Annotated in this window: 18 protein-coding genes and 1 pseudogene; 2 read left to right on the top strand and 17 right to left on the bottom strand. The window is 58.3% G+C overall.

The window, feature by feature from the left end; translation table 11 throughout:
* Nucleotides 1-4: 4 nt before the first annotated feature.
* The 15 genes and pseudogenes from PAN08_RS02970 to PAN08_RS02900 form a co-directional block, all read right to left on the bottom strand.
* Nucleotides 5-475, bottom strand: coding sequence for a hypothetical protein (locus PAN08_RS02970; protein ID WP_269790063.1), 471 nt, complete (start codon nucleotides 473-475; stop codon nucleotides 5-7).
* An 84-nt stretch (nucleotides 476-559) separates the two neighbouring features.
* The gene (locus PAN08_RS02965; RefSeq protein ID WP_269790062.1) at nucleotides 560-685 is read right to left on the bottom strand and encodes a hypothetical protein; all 126 of its coding nucleotides are present in this window, start codon (nucleotides 683-685) and stop codon (nucleotides 560-562) included.
* An 88-nt stretch (nucleotides 686-773) separates the two neighbouring features.
* Nucleotides 774-965 (bottom strand): annotated as a pseudogene (locus PAN08_RS02960) (IS3 family transposase); the annotation flags it as partial.
* A 211-nt stretch (nucleotides 966-1,176) separates the two neighbouring features.
* The gene (locus tag PAN08_RS02955) at nucleotides 1,177-1,944 is read right to left on the bottom strand and encodes a DUF6270 domain-containing protein (RefSeq protein ID WP_269790061.1); all 768 of its coding nucleotides are present in this window, start codon (nucleotides 1,942-1,944) and stop codon (nucleotides 1,177-1,179) included.
* Nucleotides 1,945-1,976: 32 nt separating this feature from the next.
* On the bottom strand, nucleotides 1,977-4,181 hold the full coding sequence (locus PAN08_RS02950; RefSeq protein WP_269790060.1) for a glycosyltransferase: 2,205 nt from the start codon (nucleotides 4,179-4,181) through the stop codon (nucleotides 1,977-1,979).
* Entirely contained in the window at nucleotides 4,182-7,238 is a 3,057-nt protein-coding gene (locus tag PAN08_RS02945) for a methyltransferase domain-containing protein (RefSeq protein WP_269790059.1), read from the bottom strand.
* Nucleotides 7,239-7,247: 9 nt separating this feature from the next.
* The gene (gene wecC / locus PAN08_RS02940) at nucleotides 7,248-8,546 is read right to left on the bottom strand and encodes a UDP-N-acetyl-D-mannosamine dehydrogenase (RefSeq protein WP_269790058.1); all 1,299 of its coding nucleotides are present in this window, start codon (nucleotides 8,544-8,546) and stop codon (nucleotides 7,248-7,250) included.
* A gap of 74 nt (nucleotides 8,547-8,620) precedes the next feature.
* Nucleotides 8,621-9,976 carry a glycosyltransferase gene (locus tag PAN08_RS02935; RefSeq protein WP_269790057.1) on the bottom strand — a complete coding sequence of 452 codons (1,356 nt, stop codon included), beginning with the start codon at nucleotides 9,974-9,976 and terminating at the stop codon, nucleotides 8,621-8,623.
* Nucleotides 9,976-10,758, bottom strand: coding sequence for an ATP-binding cassette domain-containing protein (locus PAN08_RS02930; RefSeq protein ID WP_269790056.1), 783 nt, complete (start codon nucleotides 10,756-10,758; stop codon nucleotides 9,976-9,978). Before PAN08_RS02930 ends, PAN08_RS02935 begins: the two co-directional genes overlap by 1 nt.
* Nucleotides 10,755-11,546, bottom strand: a complete 792-nt coding sequence (locus tag PAN08_RS02925; RefSeq protein WP_269790055.1) for an ABC transporter permease — start codon at nucleotides 11,544-11,546, stop codon at nucleotides 10,755-10,757. Before PAN08_RS02925 ends, PAN08_RS02930 begins: the two co-directional genes overlap by 4 nt.
* Nucleotides 11,543-12,730 (bottom strand): cystathionine gamma-synthase, encoded by a 1,188-nt coding sequence (locus PAN08_RS02920; protein ID WP_269790054.1) that lies wholly within the window; start codon nucleotides 12,728-12,730, stop codon nucleotides 11,543-11,545. Before PAN08_RS02920 ends, PAN08_RS02925 begins: the two co-directional genes overlap by 4 nt.
* An 87-nt stretch (nucleotides 12,731-12,817) precedes the next feature.
* Nucleotides 12,818-14,188: a pyridoxal-phosphate dependent enzyme gene (locus PAN08_RS02915; RefSeq protein ID WP_269790053.1), complete on the bottom strand. Its 1,371-nt coding sequence runs from the start codon at nucleotides 14,186-14,188 to the stop codon at nucleotides 12,818-12,820.
* 202 nt (nucleotides 14,189-14,390) lie between these two features.
* Complete coding sequence (locus PAN08_RS02910) at nucleotides 14,391-14,609, bottom strand: YdcH family protein (RefSeq protein ID WP_057631703.1); 219 nt, start codon at nucleotides 14,607-14,609, stop codon at nucleotides 14,391-14,393.
* A 330-nt stretch (nucleotides 14,610-14,939) separates the two neighbouring features.
* Nucleotides 14,940-15,821: a hypothetical protein gene (locus tag PAN08_RS02905; RefSeq protein ID WP_269790052.1), complete on the bottom strand. Its 882-nt coding sequence runs from the start codon at nucleotides 15,819-15,821 to the stop codon at nucleotides 14,940-14,942.
* Entirely contained in the window at nucleotides 15,821-16,207 is a 387-nt protein-coding gene (locus tag PAN08_RS02900) for a DUF4398 domain-containing protein (protein WP_269790051.1), read from the bottom strand. Before PAN08_RS02900 ends, PAN08_RS02905 begins: the two co-directional genes overlap by 1 nt.
* A gap of 99 nt (nucleotides 16,208-16,306) precedes the next feature.
* Between PAN08_RS02900 and PAN08_RS02895 the strand changes: the two genes are divergently transcribed.
* The gene (locus PAN08_RS02895) at nucleotides 16,307-17,437 is read left to right on the top strand and encodes a PilT/PilU family type 4a pilus ATPase (protein ID WP_269790050.1); all 1,131 of its coding nucleotides are present in this window, start codon (nucleotides 16,307-16,309) and stop codon (nucleotides 17,435-17,437) included.
* A 147-nt stretch (nucleotides 17,438-17,584) separates the two neighbouring features.
* Here PAN08_RS02895 and maiA read toward each other — a convergent pair whose 3' ends face one another.
* Both maiA and PAN08_RS02885 read right to left on the bottom strand, forming a co-directional pair.
* Nucleotides 17,585-18,241, bottom strand: a complete 657-nt coding sequence (maiA, locus tag PAN08_RS02890) for a maleylacetoacetate isomerase (protein WP_269790049.1) — start codon at nucleotides 18,239-18,241, stop codon at nucleotides 17,585-17,587.
* Nucleotides 18,242-18,477: 236 nt separating this feature from the next.
* The gene (locus PAN08_RS02885) at nucleotides 18,478-19,467 is read right to left on the bottom strand and encodes a fumarylacetoacetate hydrolase family protein (RefSeq protein WP_269790048.1); all 990 of its coding nucleotides are present in this window, start codon (nucleotides 19,465-19,467) and stop codon (nucleotides 18,478-18,480) included.
* Between the two features lie 372 nt (nucleotides 19,468-19,839).
* Between PAN08_RS02885 and PAN08_RS02880 the strand changes: the two genes are divergently transcribed.
* Nucleotides 19,840-21,246, top strand: a complete 1,407-nt coding sequence (locus PAN08_RS02880) for a DEAD/DEAH box helicase (RefSeq protein ID WP_269790047.1) — start codon at nucleotides 19,840-19,842, stop codon at nucleotides 21,244-21,246.
* The last annotated feature ends 27 nt before the right edge of the window (nucleotides 21,247-21,273 follow it).

Genomic DNA, 21,273 nt, shown 5'->3' with positions numbered 1-21,273 from the left:
TGAATTACGGCCGCCAGACAAAATAGATCGTGCCCTTGGATTCAGCATCGAAAAGGCTCATCGAGTCTGACTTGGGCGTAATGGTTGCAGTAATGCGATGGCCATCTTTACCATAGTCGCCGACGATCGCCCCATTATTCTGGGTAAGAGTCTTGTATCGACGATATCCGATTCTCACAAATCCAGCTTCGACGGTCTTATCAATAGTCACGGCATCCCCGCCTTTGAACTCGACCACAAGCTTCTTGTACTCGACACCATCAATAGTGTCGTTTGCCTTCGATCGAACTCTATAGGAAAACTCAGGAACAAAACCCCGCGGAAAATCGGATGCAACAGCTGCGGAAACATCAACTGCCTCAGCAGCCGCCTTGGCCGGCGAAGCAGCGCCATCACCGGGGACTGGGGACTTGCCACACCCAATCATTCCCAAAGCCATCAATGCAAAGACTGAATAACGAACAGAACGCAACATACTTAATCTCCAATAGAATTCCGACAAATAAACCTCACCAGCGCCTTCCACCGATTTGCAATGACCCACCGGTTTCTACTCAGGTCAGGCGGTTAACGTAGCGACATAGGCCGCATCAGGGGTAATCATCATCAGCGCCTGATACGGACGTTTCTGGTTGCAAAAGGCAATCCAATCGCCGATTACGCGCAGCGCGTGCATCTGGCTCACAAAAACGATGCCGAAGCACACATTACTCTCTCAGCGTTCGGACCACGCACTCCACCATCCCGTTCTGCTGTGGGCATTGCGGCGGATTCTACCTCGAAACCAGCGTCGGTTGTGAAAGGGTTGAGAACCCGACATCACGCCTGGCGATCCTCCGCCTCATCCTGCGATTGCGGAGCCCCTCGATATACTCAAACACATCAGCCTTTGCCGCATCGAGTGTTGAGTGGCTCATCCGGAGTACTCGCTCCCGCCCGAGCATCCCGAAGAGACCTGTGCATGCATGCAACGGTCCAGAGAAAGTTTCCCTTGGACATCTCAGACCGGGTATCTCTCGAAACAAGAGAATCCGACATTACGAAGAAAGCCCCTCCCCCGGGAGGACGCTCTTGTTTAATATGGCAAGCCACCACACTGAGCACCGCAATCGCGTGCAAAACCATCGACATCTCGGCGATATGCCATGCCGGCAAGCGATGCAACCGGGTTCGACCTCAAGGATCCGACAGACAACGCAAGTCCCTTGCAGCGTTAATACAGCGAAGAATTTCGGCTGCGGCATGCTGATACGTAGCGGCCGTATAGTGATACGGAGCAACGCCCCACTTGTGTTTTGAGTCGCCGACGATGACCTCTAATGGATAGTGGATCGTCTGTAGTTTCAAGACATGTTCGATCAGGGTATACAGCCGAGAGAGAATTTCATTATTCCTATCAACCCAACTTTTGCTGATAACGAACTCTGGGTCATCCGTTGCTGAAGCCCAGAATGCCTTGTTCAATATAATCCGATCAGCGCCGACACTACGAACAAAACGCTCAAACCCTGCCAACCAGAGATGTTCAAATGCCGAACTGTCCGGCGTGATTACATCACGAGTTCCCACCACAAACCCGGCACGTTCCAACTCACCTGACAAACTAAAAAAGCCCTCCCCCCCCCTGACTAAACTGAACCTCTCATCTATGAAGTCCAGCAGAATGAAGTCGCACTCGGTCGCCTTGATTCTTGAAAGAGTCGTTTTATCAAGATCATTAAGGGCCATGCTTCGCTGAAAAGGGCTCTGAAGTCCGGTGGCGCAGGCACGCACCTCGTCATCGGATACCGGCGGCAGGCCAAATCCCGCCATTGAGGTACGGGCCAAGTAGCCAGCTAACTCAAACGAGGGTAGATCAAGCTCAAATATATCTCGGGATACGCAGCTGCCCAGGATGAATATCCGGGCAGGGGACTTCAAAATTTCGCTATTAGCAAGGTTCAAGGCTGGATCTTCTGTAAGAGACTGGCGGGCGGCTACAGGGATTCGACGACTTGAGCATGAGCAACTGTTAAACGTTGCCAACAATGTTCTTCTGCCCGATCTATACGCGCGTTGTACGCATTCACATCATCAGCCGCGAGAGCTGAGTTGATGGCAATCACCCATTCCTGAACCGTACGCGCAACCCAGATCAGCGGTGAGGCTTCCATGATCGCGTCCATCGGTGAGCTAATCACCGGTAGCCCGGTGGCGAAGTATTCCCATAATTTAAGAGGATTAACCGCATGCATTGCGTCATTCACAACGAAAGGAATCAACAGGACGTCATAACGATTGATCGCCGAGGCCCCCTTTACTCGATCCACCCGTCCACTGAAGAATACATTTGGCAACGCTTCCATCTGAGCATGTTGCTCACATCGCATATCACCCACGGCAAGTTCGATCTGTCCGTGGAACATGAAGTCCACCCCAGGCATCGAGCTGCAGACCTCTAACATCAGCCCCCAATCGAAGAACGTCGATAGGTTACCGAGGTAGCCTGCCACTGGCCGACCTTTCCTCGACTCTCCCCTTCCCACACGGTAGCGAGCAAACACCTCACTCGCCACGCCATTACCAACGAGGCTGTGCGAAGACGTCTGTGCAGACTTGCGCTCCAACAACGGCTGTGACGTAAAAAACACGTGATCTGCCCGCTGCAAGGCAATCGGCTCCATCTCTACCATCTTGCCGTGAATCTCGCCGGTACCGAAATTCATCGTATATTCGTCATACACCTCGTAAATGAACTTGGCGGATTTCGGAAGACGTAGGGCCTGGTCTGGCTTGTAGACCCAATGAAGCAACTCGGCACCTCGACCGTAACTTTCCTCTACCAAGCCATTCAGTATTTCGGGTAGATCAGACCTTCCTTGGTAGCTGGTCCGCTGGATTCCCGCAGGAATTCCGTCGGCAAATAAGCGGACACGGAAAATATTCTGTGATTCCCTTGGGAACCTCCCAGCAGCAATTTCAGCAAGCTCTGTTGGCGGTGCCCAACCCAGCTTTGCGATGGTGGCATAGTGATTCCCAGGCTCGATGATCAGGAAGTCATGGGTCTTAGCAAGATGTCCTGCCAGTGCTTCCAACATCTCCCTGCGATGGAATGTAGACCAATCATCGATTGCCCAGACAGCAACAACCTTCCGCCCACGCCGATTCTGCAGGGAGGTGTCAGATTGCTCAGAGTTACCCTGCAACAGCAGGTCCCATTTCCTAGAAACGGACTCTTTGCCATAGCGAGTGCTGATAACATCAAGTGAATGCTCGCGCAATCTTGGGCCAGCGGCGCTGTTGTTGTAAAAATCAATCAGAGTAGCTGCTTGGGCAGCAGTATCCACGGAAGGAAATTCGGGGTAAACCTCTTTACTTCCCGCCCATGACCAAACAATCGGCAGAGCACCAGAGGCCGCGCCCTCGGCAACAGCCATGTGAAAACTTTCGTGATCGGAAGGCGATAGCAGGGTCCCTACTAGTTTCAGCCAATGGTGGACATCAGTCCCCGGTGGATCGAAGGTCACCTTGTAGCGTAACGAACCACTGTTGATCCTTTGGAAGATCGACTCATAATAGTGGCGATCCGAAGTTCTCGCCCACAGCCAAGGAACAGAGGCAGGGTTGGTACCCTTGATCCGTAGCGAGTAGCGAGGATCGCGCTGTAGTAGGAGCTCCAATGTATCCAATGCCAAATCAAGTCGCTTTGATTGTGGCGCAATACCGATCATGCCTAAGACGAATTCCGCCCCGCCAAATTTGGCTTGGCGGAAGCGTTCTACATCAACCAAATTACCAATGACAACGCATTTTTCCTTGGGAATCTCGAATTTCCCCAAACACTCTTGCAGGATATGCCTCCCAACGAACACGATTGCATCGACGCGTGAATAATCGATACGGGCCGGGTAGTTCGTCCTGCGCTCTTGTGCGTGCAAACGCACATACAGCTTCTGCGATGGACGCTTATTCGCCGCATAGTAAACCGCGTTACCCAGCGCCCATTCCGCGATCAACACGTCTGCCCACTCGATAAGCGCCGACGATTTAGCCGCGTCGTGTTCTTCGTGGCCGTGCCACAAGTCTTCACGGAACTCATATTTCCCGGTCGACTCCAGGCACGCCTGTAGCGGATACCAGAACTTCAGGTCATGGCCACTTACACCAATGCGTATCTTCCTGGCTGACATAGCGATCCCCATTTAGATCTCGATCTTCGGGATTTCGTCCCGAACACGGGCTAGGTCCAATCCTTCAGCAACGCTCAGAAAATTCGCTTGATCAGCCGCGAATCTCGCCCGTCCCCCGGCAACAAACGACTCACGCCCATCCAATATACGGGTCAGACTGTCTGTAGCAACACGATCACCATCGATCAACAAGGAGGCAGGATCTAGGTCCGCGTCATACGAATACTGCAAGCGAGCATCGCTGGATTTTCCAATCATCTGCGCGCCGCTGTAACGCAGTGCATTGATCATGTCTTGGAGATGGAACTTCCCATATACCGCTCGCGTCGACATCACCGCAATCACGGCATGGCTCGCTTCGGCTCCCATATTGGCAACAACTTCGCCGATGCTCAGTTCACTCCGGATTACTTGCACTTCGTTGACTCCGGAATCCGTCAAGCCCTCCAACTCAAAGCGTCCACGGCACACCAGAAGCAGGCGCTTGCTACTACCAGACAACAGGACCTGCCGGTGGAAGGCATCCATCACCAAGTTGGCAGCAAGCGACGATTCGACCTCCGCAACCACCAGAATCTTCGTGAATCTTTCCACCACTGGCTGTTCCAAGCCAATCGCCGCACAGATCTGCGCGAATCTGTGCCGGTAGGTATGTTTGCCGAACACCTCGCGGATGCCATGCAGGCTTCTGCGGGTCCACTCTCGATCATCTTTCATCAGTACAGACAGAGCTTCCTCTGCCTCCTCCGCGCTACGGACATGCCAGACAAGGTCGTTACCAAAAGTAGATTCGGTACCTTGTGACCAAGTGCTGATGACTGGCGTCCCGCAAGCCAACAACTCGAAGACGCGTCGGGAGAACATCGTCGGCGAATCGACGACAGAATTGACATTCAAGAAAACACGATACCTGCGATAGGCAGCATTGACCTCGGAGTACGGAAGGCTGCCGCGTATGTTGCCGGCAAAACGCTCTGGAAACGAGAAATCTGACGCCGCCACATCGGGTTTGTGGTTACGATCAAATATATCGAAATCGTACGCGCGAGCGGCATCCAGCAACATCAATTGATCATCACGGCGCTCCGGGAAACGGTTCGCGTAGAAACTACCGGCAAAACACACCTTGCCATTACGCTCCGAACTACCCACCGGATTATGTAGCGCTTCTTCTGCCGCAAACTGGAGCACGCCCACGTTTGCAGTGGTTCGGCCCGTGTAATTGGGCAACGCTTCCTCGGCAGTGGTGAAGACGTGATCGAAATGAATCGCCTTGCCGATGAAGTCATTGAAATGGACCGGATCTTCCTTGTTCCAGAAGACGGTCGGCACCCCCCGCCTCTTGAATTCAGTGACCATCTCGACAATTTCGTTGCCCGGTGGATTGGCATAGTTCGCCACCCGATACTGCCAGGCACCGGAGTTTCCTCTCCACGAAGATTCAACAAAAAGGAACTGAGGCAGGTATCGATCCAGCAACCCCTCCCAATTATCCGGCCGTGGCTCAATGAGGTTGATATGCGGCGCGAAGCACTCCCGCGAGAACTCATCCATCACACTCATCGCCACGACCTTGCCCGCTTCCAGTTGCTGCGACCAGCCAGCTACTGACAACTCTTTGCGCGCTTGCTCGCCCGCAGTCGTTGTAACCAGCGCGGTGATTGGCGCAACGGATGAAAGCGATCGTACTGCTGGGCGTGCAGGCAACTGCAATAACGGTATCGAGTTTCCACGATTCCGATACATAAGCAGTGCACGCACCATGGCGCGCGGAAAACCAATCATTCCGCGCAATGTGCGCAGCTTCAGGATTGCCCGGCCGATGGCAAGTGCCAGCGAATGCTGGAATCGATAATTCTCCTCGTGCAATTCACGCAAGCGCTCCTGCAGGACGTAGCCATACGCACGCTCAGCTTCAAGGTGCAGAAAGTGCCCATTGCGCTTGGCTTGGGCAACGGCGAATTCCGAGCGCAACGTATCCAGTTCTGCCTCTATTGCGGCTTTTTCATCGGTCGCCTTTTGGGCCAATTGCGCCGCGTACTGACTTTCCTGCTCCGACACTTGCCTCAGCTCACGACGCAACCGCTCCAATTCGGCACTGGCGCTACCGAACTCTGCTTTAGCACCACCCAACTCCACCTTGGTGCTCCCAAACTCCGTCTTGGTGCTTTCAAGCTCCGCCTTGGTGCTTTCAAGCTCCGCCTTAGTGCTCTCGAGCTTCGCCTCAGTGCTCCCGAGCTCCGCCCGGGCACTCTCGAGCCTCTTCTGCTCGTGGCGCCACTCCAGCTCAAGGCGGTTCTTCTCCTTGGTTTCTCCCTCAAGCGAGCTCTGCATCGTCTTGATCGAGCTCTCCAGAACTGCCTTCTGCTTACGCAGCCGTTGCAGTTCATCCGATATTTCGTAGTACTTCCGATGCACGTCCAGCGCGCCGATCCTAGTGGCGCCGAGCATCAAGCTCCAATCGGACTGGCCGGCGGCGACATCGCGATCGGCCACCATACGGATATAGCCATCGTTCGCACTCAGGTCACGCACGATGAAATCGCCAGGAAGAGCCAGTGCCAGGTCACTGGGGAAAATCGTCGATTTGTGGTCAGGCCAGGGGTTCAACCCAAACGGCACTGTCACTACCAACCTACCGCCAGGTGCCAGGAAAGTCGCTGCCCGCGCTAGGAAGCGCCCCGGGCTGGTCTGATGTTCGATGACCTCGCCCATGATGACGGTGTCGAACGTTCCGGGAGGAAGGGCAGCCAAGTCCATGCAACGGAACTCAATGCGCTCCTGTACGGATGCAATTTCCTTCGCACGCTCTGCCACCGCATAGTCGATCGTAGGCTGATCGATATCTATGCCGGTTACCTGCAGCCCCTCGCGGGCCAGCAGAATCGATGCAATTCCCTGGCTGCAACCGATGTCCAGTACGGAGTCACCAATGACCTGCGAGCACATCCAATTGATGCGGTCACGTGTTCGGGCTCCAAATGCGCTTCCCATTCCATCGTAATAGGCTTCGTTGATCTGGTCCGCCCACGGGTTGGCCGTGGCGTCAGCGCTATGCTCGTTGTGCATTATCGCTCCTTAGCTCCAGAGACCGCAGGCATCAATAACAGACCTGCCTTCAGGATAGGGAATCTGCCGGAAGCCAGCGTGCGCGACCAGCGCCACCACGATATCCGCATTTGCCAGTGCGCTTTCCGACTCGATGACACGCAGCCCGTCCACGTCTTCTCCGGAAGTTTCGAGTGCGTGCGAGAAAGGATCCATACACTGGACATTGCCCGGATACGTCGCTGTCAGCGACTGGGCGATAGCAAGCGCCGGGCTCTCGCGGAAATCATCTACGTCCGGTTTATAGGCGAGGCCGAGGCATACGATCTGCGGAGGTCGTCCATTCAACTTATTCACCTTATTCACCGCTGCAGCGACCAGATCAAGCACGTACCCCGGCTTGCTGTCATTCACCTGCCGCGCTGTCTTGATGATCTTTGCGCGCTCCGGGTCGCTAGATACGATGAACCAGGGATCCACCGCGATGCAATGTCCGCCCACACCCGGACCCGGCTTCAAAATATTCACGCGAGGGTGACGGTTTGCCAGCTCAACCAGCTTCCAGACATCAATACCAAGATCGCCGCAGATCATCGATAGCTCATTGGCGAAAGCAATGTTGACGTCGCGATAGGAGTTTTCTGCAAGCTTGCAGAGCTCAGCCGTACGGTCATCGCTTGCTACACATTGGCCCTTGACGAAAGTATCGTAGAGCGCAATCGCGTGCTTGGTACACTCTTCGGACATACCGCCAATGATCCGATCATTTTCAATCAATTCACGCAACATCTGACCCGGAATGATCCGTTCAGGACAGTACGCCAGATACACGTCAGGATCGGTTTCACCATCAAGCGGAAACCGAAGATCTGGGCGCAACTCAGCCAGCAATTCCGCCAGCTTCCTAGTGGTTCCTACCGGAGAAGTCGATTCGAGAACGACAAGGTTACCCTTCCGCAAAACAGAGGCAATAGATCGACCAGCAGCAATCACGTAACCGATGTCGGGCAAATGGGTTTCATGATCCACCGGAGTAGGCACGGCAATGATGAATTCATCCGCTGTAACCGGGCTGGTCACGGCGCGCAGCCTGCCACTGGCTACAACCTCCGAGACCAATTCCGACAAGCCCTGTTCTTCAATATGAGCTTTGCCTTGGTTGACGGAATTCACAGCACGCTCGGAAATATCCACACCGACCACGCTGCGACCATGGGCAGCAAACGTAACAGCCGTAGGCAGCCCGATGTAGCCGAGACCGATGACCGATATTACTCGCTCGTTCCGGCTACCGATCACACCGTCTACCGCGCCATTTTTGTCGTTCATATAGTTCCTTCTCTTATTCAAACGGCGCATGCCCGTTCTGAGTCATTCGCCAAAAGCAGCATTGCGTGAAGAAGTCACTGCTGATGCAGCGATGCCTGCAGGTTCGACTCCACGCGAGAAAACCAAGTCTCTGCGAGATGGGGCCAGGAGAATTCTTTCACCTGATCACGGTCTGGCGCAAAAGTCGAGAGCTCACCACGCCGCTTCAGATCACAGACATCGGCAAGAAGCGCACTGATCACCTCGGTTTCTGAAGACACATCCCATCCGGCGTGCAAGGCAGTCATCAAAGCACCGGTTGCATCCTGCTGCTTCCCGCGCAGGTGCATGATCGGCTTGCCAGCCCCCATATACTCGAACACTTTTCCTGGTACCTGAACCGGGTCCTCATTAGCCAGGTTTACCAAAATGTCGCAACTGCGCTGAGCCACAAGTGCGGCCGTATGTGACAGAAAACCAAGCAACCTAATCCGGCCACCTGACTTCTCGGCATAATTCACAAGGTAATCAGGCATCCGAATACTCGCTATTGAAAGGCGAACACCCGGCACCGCCAGAACCGCGTCCAGCAGAACTTCAGCCCGACGGAAGCTATAAAAACTACCGGTATACAACAGTTCGACAAAGGCAGGATCAAAAGGCGTCTCGGAAGCAGCTTCATCCAAACGAAAGTCGGGATTGAAACCCTGACGGATCACAATTAATTTTTCTTCCGACAGTTGGTGTCGTTGCTGCAGCACTTGCGCAGCAGCCTCAGTTGTAACACTGATCAACATCGCAGCCCGGCAGACGCTCCCTTCCAGTTCAAATGCCTTTTTTCGCCACCGGTCAGGAGTGTATGGCGCAAGCACAGGGTCACCCATATCCACTACCAAAGGTAACCCTCGTCGCGCAGCCGCCAATCCAACCGGCAAGGTGCAGGCGGGCTCGTGTGAAACCACCACCACATCCGGTCGTCCGGTTTCCAGTAAAACGTCAAGCCTACTCAGCGCGTACTTCACCCACTCAATGCGGTAGTCCGGGAATACGAGATTGGAAACTACAGCTTTCAGCTTCTCAGCAAGTCGCCCTTTCCAGTTGAGCCCACTTCGGCTATCGAATAACGGTCTAATAGATTTCGTCAATCGCCCCTTCCAGTTGCGTCCTTCCACATGCACGAGTGGCGGCGCATCGCAAGTGGAACCGACAGCCGGCTTACGGGCTCCTCCGCGCCCCAGCAGGAACTGAGTCATCCGTCCAGGAAACACCCGGTGCACTACTACCGACGCCGGTATCTCAGGCAGCCCCCCCGGTCCATATCCCGGCACATTCGGGGCGATCACTTCGACCCGATGCCCTGCATCAGATAATGCCCGCACCAAATAGATCCAACGCAATGCTTGCGGAGAAGGAATAGGAGGAAAATCATATGCGACCAGCAGCAGATACATTACCGCTCCTGCGAGGGACGGCTTTGCGGCGGGCTTGCCAACAGCGCGTTGAAGTGGGCAAGGACCTCTGACACGCCGCCCGCCGCCAGAACAGCTCCGTCCTCCAGTAAGATCGCCTTATTGCAGACGTTCTCCATCAATTTGAAGTTGTGACTGGCCAACACCACGATCTGGGCACTCTCCACCCGGGATTGGATCCGCTCCTGTGCTTTCTGCACAAAGCCCGCATCGCCGGTACCAATCCACTCATCCATGATTAGAATTTCATGCTGTACCGCAGTTGCCAACGCAAAGCCAAGGCGCATGCGCTGGCCCGAAGACAGCGTCCTTAGACGATCACCCGCTTTTGTTTTGAGCTCTGCGAACGCCAAGACTTCGTCGACAATGGCATTAGCCTCCTTGGCCTTCAGGCCCATGGCAATCCCACGCAACAGAATATTTTCGACCAGCGTCGCTTCGGGGTTGAAACCCAGCGCCAAATTCAGCAGCGCCTGCCGTGCACCGGAAACCTCTAGCCTGCCTCGGGTTGGCGGATAAGCCCCGACAAGCACTTTGAGCAATGTTGACTTTCCGGCGCCGTTGCGCCCCATGATCGCCAACCGGTCTCCAGGCCCCAGATCGAAGTTAATACCCTCAAGCGTGGTACGCATCATCCGCTTGGGTGGTTGGAACGCCGCCTGCAGCAGCACCCCCATGCTGGCTTTGATGGTCCGTTGTTCCTGGGTATAAGTGGGCAGGTCCAGACCGATGTCTTTTGCCCGCAAGTAAATGTCTTTAGTCATACCCACACCGGAACGTAACGGGCATAGCGCCGATAGATAAAGGAAGCCACCAACCAACCGCCGACTGTCATCACGGCAAGGTATACAAAGGTGAGCGATTCTAGTGGTTCACCCAACATCGGGGCACGAACACTTTCAATCATGTGATAAAGCGGGTTGGCGCGCGCAATCATGCCACGCACAGTATCGATGGGGGCCTGATCGGCGTACCAAATAATAGGAGTGAACAGGAAGCTGAACATCAAGATACTGCCAATAAGCTCATGCACGTCCTGCAGTCGTGCGCCCAACACAGCCACTACCGCGCCCATCCAGCCAATATTGAGCATGACCAAAATGAAACAAGACAGCGAAATCAGCAGACCGCCCGGATGAAAATTGGGACTTATTGCCAAAGCAATCGCAACTGCTGGCAAGGCCATAACGAAATAAAACAGCGCCTTGGCCACTACTCGAAGAATGTAATCGGTCAACCGTACCCGCCCATCCAAGATGAAGCTGGCATGCCCCTGGAATGCGGTTGTGCACTCACTCAGGCCGACAGTGATCAACCGGAACAGCACGTAACCGATACCCAGGTGCGGAATGAATCCTGCAGCCGGATGCCCCTGTAGATAGCCAAAGAATCCGCCGATGCCAAACATATAAATCAGCGCCGGACATAACGCCCAAAACAACCCTAATCGCGAGCGCCGGTACTTGGTCACCAGCTCCAACCATGTGGAATACGTCCAAAATCCCGAGTTACGGAAGCTATCGATGTAGTCCCCGATCAACGAACGACTCATTCCGCTAATGCCCTTTCCAAATCCAACCTCAAATCCCCCACATCCTCCACCCCCACACTCAGCCGCACCAGCGCATCACTGATGCCCAACTGGTCGCGACGCGCCACCGGAATCGAGGCATGGGTCATCACCGCCGGGTGGTTTACCAGGCTTTCCACGCCACCGAGCGACTCAGCCAGGGTGAACAACTCGGTGCGCTCGCAGAAACGCTTGGCTGCCTCGAAGCCGCCCTTGAGCACGATCGAGACGATGCCGCCGTAGCCGGCCATCTGCTTGCCCGCCAGTTCATGCTGCGGGTGCGAGGCGAGGCCCGGGTAAATCACCTTTTCCACCGCCGGGTGCGTTTCCAGCCACTGCGCCAGTTCCATCGCATTGGCGCAATGCGCCTTCATGCGCAGCGGCAGGGTCTTCAGGCCACGCAGGGCCAAGAAGCTGTCGAACGGGCCCTGCACGCCGCCAATGGAGTTCTGCAGAAAAGCCATCTGCTCTGCCAGTTCGGCGTTATCGCCGACCACCACCATGCCGCCGACCATGTCCGAGTGACCGTTGAGGTACTTGGTGGCCGAATGCAGCACGAGGTCTGCGCCCAGTTCCAGCGGGCGCTGCAGCATCGGCGAGGCGAAGGTGTTGTCCACCACCACGATCAGGCCGTGGCGCTTGGCGACCGCAGCCACCGCAGCGATGTCCACGATCTTCAACATCGGGTTGGTGGGGGTTTCGATCCACACCATCTTGGTCTTCGGCGTGATCGCGGCTTCAAACGCAGCCAGATCAGTCAGGTCGACGAAACTGAAATCCAGTGCGGCGGTGCGGCGACGCACACGCTCGAACAGGCGGAAGCTGCCGCCATAGATGTCATCCATCGCCACCACGTGACTGCCAGCGTCCAGCAGCTCGATGACAGTGGAACTGGCGGCCATGCCGGAAGCAAAAGCGAAACCACGCAAACCACCCTCCAGCGAGGCCACGCAACGCTCGTAGGCGAAGCGGGTCGGATTGTGGGTACGCGAATACTCAAAACCCTGATGCTCGCCCGGGCTGGACTGTGCATAGGTCGAGGTGGCGTAGATCGGCGGCATCACCGCACCCGTACTGGGGTCGGGCGATTGCCCACCATGGATAGCCAAGGTAGCAAGCGACAAGCTGCGCTCGCCATCCTGGCTGCGGGAGTGCTGATCCGTCATATAAGGCTTCCAGCTTAGAAGGGGCGGAATTCTATCAGTCTGGGCTGAACTTGCCCTTGAGGTGCCCCGTAGGGCACCGCGTGGAAATCACTGAACCCTGCGACGCAGGTAGTTCAGCAGGTCGATGCGGGTAATCAGGCCAAGGAACGCCTCACCGTCGGTGATGATCGCCACCTGACCACGGTCAAATACCGGCAACAGCGCTTCGATCGGCGATTTGACGTCCAGCCGGTCCAGCTTGCTGACCATGGCCACCGACACCGGGTCGCGGAAGCGGGCTTCGTCGCCGTACACATGCAGCAGTACGTCGCTCTCGTCGATGATGCCGACCAGCTGGCTGCCTTCCATCACCGGCAACTGCGACACGTCGTACAGCTTCATCCGCTGATAGGCGGTGGTCAGCAGGTCGTTCGGGCCGATCACGACCGTGTCGCGCTGCCCGTAAGGACGCAGAATCAGGTCGCGCAGGTCACCGTATTGCGGGCGCTCCAGGAAGCCGTTGTCCAGCATCCAGTAGTCGTTGTACATCTTGGACAAGTACTTGTTGCCGGTATCGGGCACCAGCACCAGCACCTTCTTCGGCGTGGTCTGTTCATGGCAGTACTTCAACGCCGCCGCCAGCAGGGTGCCGGTGGACGAACCGCCGAGGATGCCCTCCTTGCCCAGCAGCTCACGCGCCGTATGGAAGCTCTCGGCATCAGAGATGGCGTAAGCCTTCTTGACCCGGCTGAAATCGGAGATGCCCGGCAGGAAGTCCTCACCGATGCCTTCCACCAGCCAGCTGCCGGATTTCTCGCTCAGCGTGCCTTCGTTGATGTACTGGGTCAGGATCGAGCCCACCGGGTCGGCCAGCACCAGCTCGGTCTTCGGCGAGAGCTTGGCAAAGGCACGCGACAGGCCCGTCATGGTGCCCGAGCTGCCACAGCCGAACACGATGGCATCCAGGTCACCGCCCATCTGCTCGATGATCTCCGGTCCGGTTCCGAACTCATGCGCGGCCGGGTTGTCCGGATTGCCGAACTGGTTGATGAAGTAGGCGCCCGGGGTGCGCTCGGCCACGGCCTGGGCCAGATCCTGGTAGTACTCCGGGTGGCCTTTGGCGACGTCCGAACGGGTCAACACCACTTCGGCGCCCATCGCCTTGAGATTGAAGATCTTCTCCCGGCTCATCTTGTCCGGCACCACCAGAATCAGCTTGTAACCCTTCTGCTGTGCCACCAGCGCGAGGCCAAGACCGGTATTGCCGGCGGTGCCTTCAACCAGTGTCGCGCCGGGCTTGAGATCGCCGCGCTTCTCGGCGGCTTCGATCATCGAAAGACCAATGCGATCCTTGATCGACCCGCCCGGGTTGGCACTTTCGAGCTTCAGGTACAGCTCGCACACACCGACATCCAGGCGCTGGGCCTTGACGATGGGCGTGTTGCCAATGAGTTCGAGGACGGAGGAGTAGATTGCCATGGTCAGCTTCGGATCACGCCGCAAAGCGGCTGGATTTCCGATTATCCGACGGATGCTGCCGAAAGTCAGGCAAACACTCCTTATTGCATCAGTACCGATCTGCATCAGTGCCGGCGTCATGGCCCGCAATGGCGCGGACAATGACGGCCGACGAGGGGGCCGTCACCGTCCGCGACGGTAACTTCAACGCGTGGGGAAGGTCTTAATTGATGGTGCTTTCGTACATTCGCAGGAGCCGTTGCTTTGCCAGCAGCTTCTCCCGTTTCATCTGACCCAGAGTGACATCATCAATGGGGAGCACCCCAAGCTGGGCGTCCATGCATTTCTTGTTCAACTTCCGGTGCTGCTGGTACAGCAGCCTGAACTCGGGGTTGGCCTTCATCAAGGCATCGATCTCACTCTGCGGCTGCCCTTCGAACATGACTGAACCTCCTTCATGCAGAAACAAGAACGCCCCGGCCGGATGGCACGGGGCGTTGCAGGATGGAGCGCCGGAACCGCGAACGACGAAACCACCGGCCTTCTCCCGACGAACCTGTCGGGAGCTTTCGGAAACTGGTTCGCGCCACTGTTGCACCGGCTCGGCCCTCCTCTGTCCGGATGGCGAAACTGCCACCCGGACAATTGACCCTACGCCTGCAAAAAGGTTCCAGCAAGTGCTGCAGACGAGCAATTTTCTGAAGCCAGCTTAAGGCCGCATTCAGTCGCTCAAAACAAACAAAAACATAACAACGTCAGCCATTTATGAAGATCAAGGCGCAATGATGACTTCGGCAGAACGTGCACGTGTGGAGGCCGCTTTCTTGCCCGTGACCTGAACCCGGCTGGCGCCCACACCTGCGGCGATCAGTGCGTCCTTCAGCGCCTGTGCGCGACGCTGGCCAACGCCGTTGGCACTGTCGTACGCCTCGATGGTCACCCGCCCCTTCTTGCCGATGTTCAGGTACTCGGCAAGCGCCTTGACCTGATTGGCTGCACCTGCGGACAGGCTGGCCTGGCCGGCAGCGAACGCATCGCCAGTCAGGGTGAACACCTCGCCGCGGCCGTCGAACTTCGACGCTGGCAGTCGATGGCCGGAGACCAGCTCGGCTTCCTCGCGGGACAGCTTGGCGGCGTTCTGCTGGGCGGCACTCAAGCGCTGCTGCTGGCGGCCAGCCACGCTGGTCAGCGCGGTTTCCGCGTCCTGACGAGCCAAGGTTTCGGCTTCGGCGGCCAGACGCAGGCGCTCGGCCTCTTCGGCCTGGATCTGCGTCTGCATGCGCAGGCGCTCGGCTTCCTGGCGTGCCTTGGTCACTTCGCGACGGCTGGCTTCAATCAGGAGCTCACTGCGGGTGCGCTCCAACTGGTCGACCTCGCGGGCAGCCACTGCAGTACGCGCGGCGGTTTCGGCGATGGCGACGCGACGCTCGGCCAGGTAACGCGCATTGTCCAGCTCCTTGCGCTTGGCCTTGGCCAGCGCGGCAATCGCCTGCTGTGCCTGCAACTTCTCGAACGATGCCGCATCGGCGGTCTGCATGTCGGCCTGCAGCGCGACCAGACGCTGGCTCAACGACGCCACTGCCGGGTCTTCCGCGGCAACAGCCACCAACGGCAGCGCGAGCAGGCCGGCAATCACAAGATTCCTGACGAACATCAGCGGCCCTCCCCTGTCGCCAACTGGCGTTGCAACTGTTCAACCTCGGCCCGGCGTTGGGCCAGCTGGGCCTGCGCGACGGACTCCTCGCTTTGCGCACGCGCCAGATCGGCGTCAGCCGCGGCACGCTGGGCCAGCACCGGTGCCTGCTTGCGCTGACTGCGGTCGCCAGCAGCACGCTGCGCCTGTTCCAGCTGTTGGCGCGCCATCGCCATCATGTCCGGGGCGTACTGGTCGGCGTCGGCGCGATCGGCGCGCTCCACCGCCTGCTGTGCGATGAGCAGATCAGCGGCGGCTGGATCCTGCGCAAAAACGCTACCAGACAGCGCTGTTGCGCACGCCGTCACATACAGGAGACGTCGTAATTGTGCGAAGCTTGCTTTCATTGGGGAGGCCGTTGCCTGAGTGACTGAGCGCGGCCATTGTGGTCAAGGCTATGGCGTGCTTGCAATGACAAGTCGCCGTCTGTTGGGGAAATATTGCGTATGGATATCGGCTACTTCCTGAAGCTGATGACCGAAAAGAACGCTTCGGACATGTTTTTGACTACCGGAGCGCCGGTCTACATCAAGATCGAGGGCAAGCTGTATCCGCTGGGGAGCACCGGCTTGCCACCGGGAATGGTCAAGAAAATCGCTTACTCGTTGATGGACGAGGGCCAGGTGCCGCAGTTCGAGCGCGACCTGGAGCTCAACATGGCCATCGCTCTGACCGATGCGGGGCGTTTTCGCGTCAACGTGTTCAAGCAGCGCGGCGAAGTGGGCATGGTGATCCGTGCGATCAAGAGCCATATCCCGAGCATCGAAGAGCTGCACCTGCCGCAGGTGCTGAAGGACGTCATCATGACCCCGCGCGGTCTGGTGCTGGTGGTGGGCTCGACCGGCTCGGGCAAATCCACCTCGCTGGCGTCGATGATCGACCACCGCAACAGCACCTCGACCGGGCACATCCTCACCATCGAGGATCCGATCGAGTTCCTGCACAAGCACAAGATGTCCATCGTCAACCAACGTGAGGTTGGCCTGGATACGCACGCCTTCCACAACGCACTGAAGAACGCGATGCGCGAGGCACCGGACGTGATTCTGATCGGCGAGATCCTGGATGCCGAGACCATGGAGGCAGCCATCGCCTTCGCCGAAACCGGTCATCTGTGCTTGGCTACGCTGCACTCCAACAATGCCGACCAGACCATCGAACGCATCCTCAACTTCTTCCCGGAAAGCGCGCACAAGAATGTGCTGATGAACCTGTCGTTGAACCTGCGTGCGGTGGTTTCGCAACGCTTGGTCAAGGGCGTGGACGGCCGTCGCCGGCCGGCCAGCGAGGTGTTGATCAACACGCCGATGATTCGCGACCTGCTGCGCCGTGGCGAGATCCATTCGATCAAGCAAGCCATGGAGGAGTCACTGGAAGAAGGCATGCAGACTTTCGACCAATGCCTGTTCCGCATGGTCAAGGAAGGCCTCATCGAACAGGAGGAAGCGCTGCGCGCAGCCGACTCACGTGACGGCCTTGCATTGAAGTTCCGCCTGTCGGAGGGCTCCAGCGGTGAGCATGATCCGTATGGTGATTTCTCCGCTACGGCACCTGCGGCGATCAGTCACGGGTTCTGAGTAAAGGCGACGGGTTTGCGAGACTGCAGACCCGCTGAATCAAGCACGGTTTCAGCGTACTGTTTTTCCCGCGTCATCCACGAAATGCACTCTCATCCCCACCCTTCTCCCGTAATACGGGAGAAGGGTTTAGAAGGGCGAAGGGCTTTAAATCGCGTCTGGCTGATTTTCCGGACGCGCGGCGTCGAAGGCCGGCAGGGCCAGGCAGGCCTCCTCGATCCGGCACAAGGTCGGATACGGGCCCAGGTCCAGGTGAAAGCGCCGCGCGTTGTACAGCTGCGGTACCAAGCAGCAATCGGCAAGGCCAGGCTCGGCACCATGGCAGAAACGCCCGGTGTCGAAGGAGCTGACCAGCATTGCTTCCATGGCCGCAAAGCCGGTGCGCATCCAGTGCAGGACCCACTCATCCCGCTCGGGCTGTGGCACGTTCCATTCCTGATCGAAGAACTGCAGCACACGCAGGTTGTTGAGCGGGTGGATATCACAGGCCACCAGCTGGGCCAACGCGCGCACGCGCGCACGGCCACCGGCGTCAACCGGCAATAACGGCGACTGCGGATGCACGTCTTCCAGGTATTCGAGAATGGCCAACGACTGGGTCAGCACGCGCTCGCCGTGCCGCAATGTGGGCACCAACTCTTGCGGGTTGAGCGCGGCATAGTCCGGCGCATGTTGTTGGCCACCGTCGCGTACCAGATGCACCGGCACGATGCTGTAGGCCAGACCTTTGAGGTTCAGACCGATGCGCACGCGATAGGCAGCACTTGAACGCCAATAGCTATAGAGTTTCAGGCCATCTTCCATGGGGGATTTCTCCTGTCGCCTGGACGACACAGTAACTGGTGGCGGTGAGGATTCCTTCACCATCGGTCAGACAACTACGCCGCCAGTCGGACGATGGAATCGCCCCGACGTTGCAGCCAGAAAACCGTGAAGTTGTACCCGCTTACCGGCACCTTCAGAACACGGCAATGCGGCATTGGGACGCTCCCCGCATCCCAACGTCGCGAAGTTCGGCGCTGCTTCTGCAGCGCGCGAACTCAGGGGCGCGATGCCTGCTCGATACGCTGTTCGATGGCGCCGAAGATGCTGTTTCCGTCACGGTCGAACATCTCGATGCGCACCACGTCGCCGAAGCTCATGAACGGCGTGGACGGCTTGCCGTCACGCAGGGTTTCTACCGTGCGCTGCTCGGCGAAGCACGATGCACCCAAGGAGGTGTCTTCGTTGGCGATGGTGCCCGAGCCAACGATGGCGCCAGCCGACAACGGGCGGGTCTTGGCCGCGTGTGCCACCAGCTGGGCGAAATCGAACTGCATGTCCACGCCGGCTTCAGGGGCACCGAACCACTTTTCGTTGATGTGGGTGACCAGCGGCAGATGCACCTTGCTGCCCTGCCAGGCAGCGCCCAGCTCGTCAGGGGTCACGAATACCGGGCTCAATGCCGAGCGCGGCTTGGACTGCAGGAAGCCGAAGCCCTTGGCCAGCTCACCCGGGATCAGATTGCGCAGGCTGACGTCGTTGACCAGGCCCACCAACTGGATATGGCTGGCGGCCTGTTCCGGGGTCGGCGCCATCGGCACGTCGTCGGTGATGACCACGATCTCGGCTTCCAGGTCGATGCCGTAGTCCTCGCTAACCACCTTCACCGCGTCGCGCGGGCCGTAGAAGCCGGCGCTGGTGGCCTGGTACATCAGCGGATCGGTGTAGAACGACTCGGGCACTTCGGCACCGCGCGCCTTGCGCACACGGGCCACGTGCGGCAGGTAGGCACTGCCGTCCACGAACTCGTAGGCGCGAGGCAGCGGCGCGGCCAGCTCCTCCATTTCCAGCACGAAGCTGCCCTCGGCGTCACCGTCGTTGAGCTGCTCGGACAAAGCGTTCAGGCGCGGGGCCAGGTTGGACCAGTCCTCCAGCGCCAGCTGCAGGGTGGCGGCAATGCCGCTGGCACGCACGGCGCGGGTCAGGTCACGCGAAACCACGATAAGGGTGCCGTCGCGGCCGCCTTCCTTCAGGGAACCAAGCTTCATGGGAACGTCCAGTCTGCAGAAGAAACAAGTTTCAATTGTAATGAATATGCCGGCCGCCACCAGCTCCCCGAAGGAATGCTGAACGGGCGTTTTTGTACCGATCCGGACAATCCCCTAGACTAGCGCGGTCTGCCAGCGGCCGTCCGTTTCCCTCAGGGACCGCCGGCGGTGCAGGACACCGGCTTTTCAGGCCTGTCCGCCCGCCCGCCCCCACTCCGACGCCAATCGTTACGCATACCAACCAGCGCACCGCTCTGGTTGCATCCAGATCTTGCAGCGCGGTTTACGGGAACGCTCCGAGATCAGCTGGTCTTCAATGACCAGCAACGCAAGCCCCTACGGGCGCGCGTTATTCATGTTTCGGAGTACTCCATGTCGTTTGAAAACCTGGGCCTTGCGCCCTTCCTGCTGCGCGCGCTCGCCGAGCAGGGCTACGAAAACCCGACCCCGATCCAGGAGCAGGCCATCCCGCTTGCGCTGGAAGGTCACGACCTGCTGGCCGGCGCTCAGACCGGTACCGGCAAAACCGCCGCTTTCGGCCTGCCGCTGCTGCAGCACCTGGGCACCACGCCGCAGAGCGTGGGCAACGGCCCGCGCAAGCCGCGTGCGCTGATTCTGGCCCCCACCCGCGAGCTGGCCACCCAGGTGCATGACAGCCTGCGCGGTTACAGCAAGTACCTGCGCATCCCCAGCGCCTGCATCTACGGCGGCGTCGGCATGGGCAACCAGCTGGACATACTGCGCCGTGGTGTTGACCTGCTGGTCGCCTGCCCGGGCCGCCTGATCGACCACCTGGAGCGTCGCAGCGTCGACCTGTCAGGCATCGAGATCCTGGTGCTGGACGAAGCCGACCGTATGCTCGACATGGGCTTCCTGCCGTCGATCAACCGCATCCTGGCCAAGCTGCCGCGCCAGAACCGTCAGACGCTGCTGTTCTCGGCCACGTTCGAGGAAAGCATCAAGCAGCTGGCGCTGGAATTCATGCGCGACCCGAAGCAGATCCAGGTCACGCCGAAGAACACGGTAGCCGAGACCATCACGCACCGCGTGCACCCGGTCGATGGCGCCCGCAAGCGCGAACTGCTGCTGCACCTGCTAGCGGAAGATTCCCGCGTGCAGACGCTGGTGTTCGGCCGTACCAAGCATGGCTGCGACAAGCTGGCCATGTTCCTGGAGAAGTCCGGCATCAAGACCGCCGCGATCCATGGCAACAAGAGCCAGGGCCAGCGTTTGCGTGCATTGGCAGACTTCAAGGCCGGCCGTGTGACCGTGCTGGTGGCCACCGATATCGCCGCGCGCGGCATTGATATCAATGAGCTGCCGAAGGTCATCAACTACGACCTGCCGATGGTGCCGGAAGATTACGTGCACCGTATCGGCCGTACCGGCCGTAACGGCTCCACCGGTGAGGCTGTCTCGCTGGTGGCGCAGGACGAAGCCAAGCTGCTGCGTCAGATCGTGCGCCTGCTCGACCGCGACATGGACATCCGTGACGTGCCGGGCTTCGAGCCGCAGACCCCGATCCGTTGGGGCAACAGCGCACCGGGCAAGGCTGAGCTGCCGGGCGGCCAGAAGGCACCGCGTCGCGGCAACGGCGGTCATCCCGCACGTCGTCCGAACAGCGATGCACCGCGTGGTGGCCGTGGCGGCCAGCCGCAGAAGCCGGGTGGTCAGCGTAGTGCCGGCAACAACAACGGTCAGCAGCGCCGCGACAGCCACCCGGGTGGTGGTCAGCGTCGCAGCGGTGGTGGTCGTAGCCAGAGCCGTACCAGCGCGTAATCCCAGGTTTTGTTGGGATGAGTGAAA

Origin of the sequence: Stenotrophomonas sp. Iso1 (assembly GCF_027497995.1) — a bacterium.
Taxonomy (GTDB): domain Bacteria; phylum Pseudomonadota; class Gammaproteobacteria; order Xanthomonadales; family Xanthomonadaceae; genus Stenotrophomonas.
The sequence above is the reverse complement of the archived record's forward strand: the minus strand, read 5'-3'. Positions and strand labels throughout refer to the sequence as shown.

What these genes read in the sequence shown, in the direction of transcription:
- PAN08_RS02900 (WP_269790051.1), bottom strand. Translation starts at nt 16,207, where the DNA reads ATGAAAGCAAGCTTCGCACAATTACGACGTCTCCTGTATGTGACGGCG.
- PAN08_RS02935 (WP_269790057.1), bottom strand. Translation starts at nt 9,976, where the DNA reads ATGTATCTGCTGCTGGTCGCATATGATTTTCCTCCTATTCCTTCTCCG.
- PAN08_RS02885 (WP_269790048.1), bottom strand. Translation starts at nt 19,467, where the DNA reads ATGAAGCTTGGTTCCCTGAAGGAAGGCGGCCGCGACGGCACCCTTATC.
- PAN08_RS02970 (WP_269790063.1), bottom strand. Translation starts at nt 475, where the DNA reads ATGTTGCGTTCTGTTCGTTATTCAGTCTTTGCATTGATGGCTTTGGGA.
- PAN08_RS02945 (WP_269790059.1), bottom strand. Translation starts at nt 7,238, where the DNA reads ATGCACAACGAGCATAGCGCTGACGCCACGGCCAACCCGTGGGCGGAC.
- PAN08_RS02915 (WP_269790053.1), bottom strand. Translation starts at nt 14,188, where the DNA reads ATGGCAATCTACTCCTCCGTCCTCGAACTCATTGGCAACACGCCCATC.
- PAN08_RS02920 (WP_269790054.1), bottom strand. Translation starts at nt 12,730, where the DNA reads ATGACGGATCAGCACTCCCGCAGCCAGGATGGCGAGCGCAGCTTGTCG.
- PAN08_RS02880 (WP_269790047.1), top strand. Translation starts at nt 19,840, where the DNA reads ATGTCGTTTGAAAACCTGGGCCTTGCGCCCTTCCTGCTGCGCGCGCTC.
- PAN08_RS02950 (WP_269790060.1), bottom strand. Translation starts at nt 4,181, where the DNA reads ATGGGGATCGCTATGTCAGCCAGGAAGATACGCATTGGTGTAAGTGGC.
- PAN08_RS02905 (WP_269790052.1), bottom strand. Translation starts at nt 15,821, where the DNA reads ATGTTCGTCAGGAATCTTGTGATTGCCGGCCTGCTCGCGCTGCCGTTG.
- PAN08_RS02930 (WP_269790056.1), bottom strand. Translation starts at nt 10,758, where the DNA reads ATGACTAAAGACATTTACTTGCGGGCAAAAGACATCGGTCTGGACCTG.
- PAN08_RS02910 (WP_057631703.1), bottom strand. Translation starts at nt 14,609, where the DNA reads ATGTTCGAAGGGCAGCCGCAGAGTGAGATCGATGCCTTGATGAAGGCC.
- maiA (WP_269790049.1), bottom strand. Translation starts at nt 18,241, where the DNA reads ATGGAAGATGGCCTGAAACTCTATAGCTATTGGCGTTCAAGTGCTGCC.
- PAN08_RS02895 (WP_269790050.1), top strand. Translation starts at nt 16,307, where the DNA reads ATGGATATCGGCTACTTCCTGAAGCTGATGACCGAAAAGAACGCTTCG.
- PAN08_RS02925 (WP_269790055.1), bottom strand. Translation starts at nt 11,546, where the DNA reads ATGAGTCGTTCGTTGATCGGGGACTACATCGATAGCTTCCGTAACTCG.
- wecC (WP_269790058.1), bottom strand. Translation starts at nt 8,546, where the DNA reads ATGAACGACAAAAATGGCGCGGTAGACGGTGTGATCGGTAGCCGGAAC.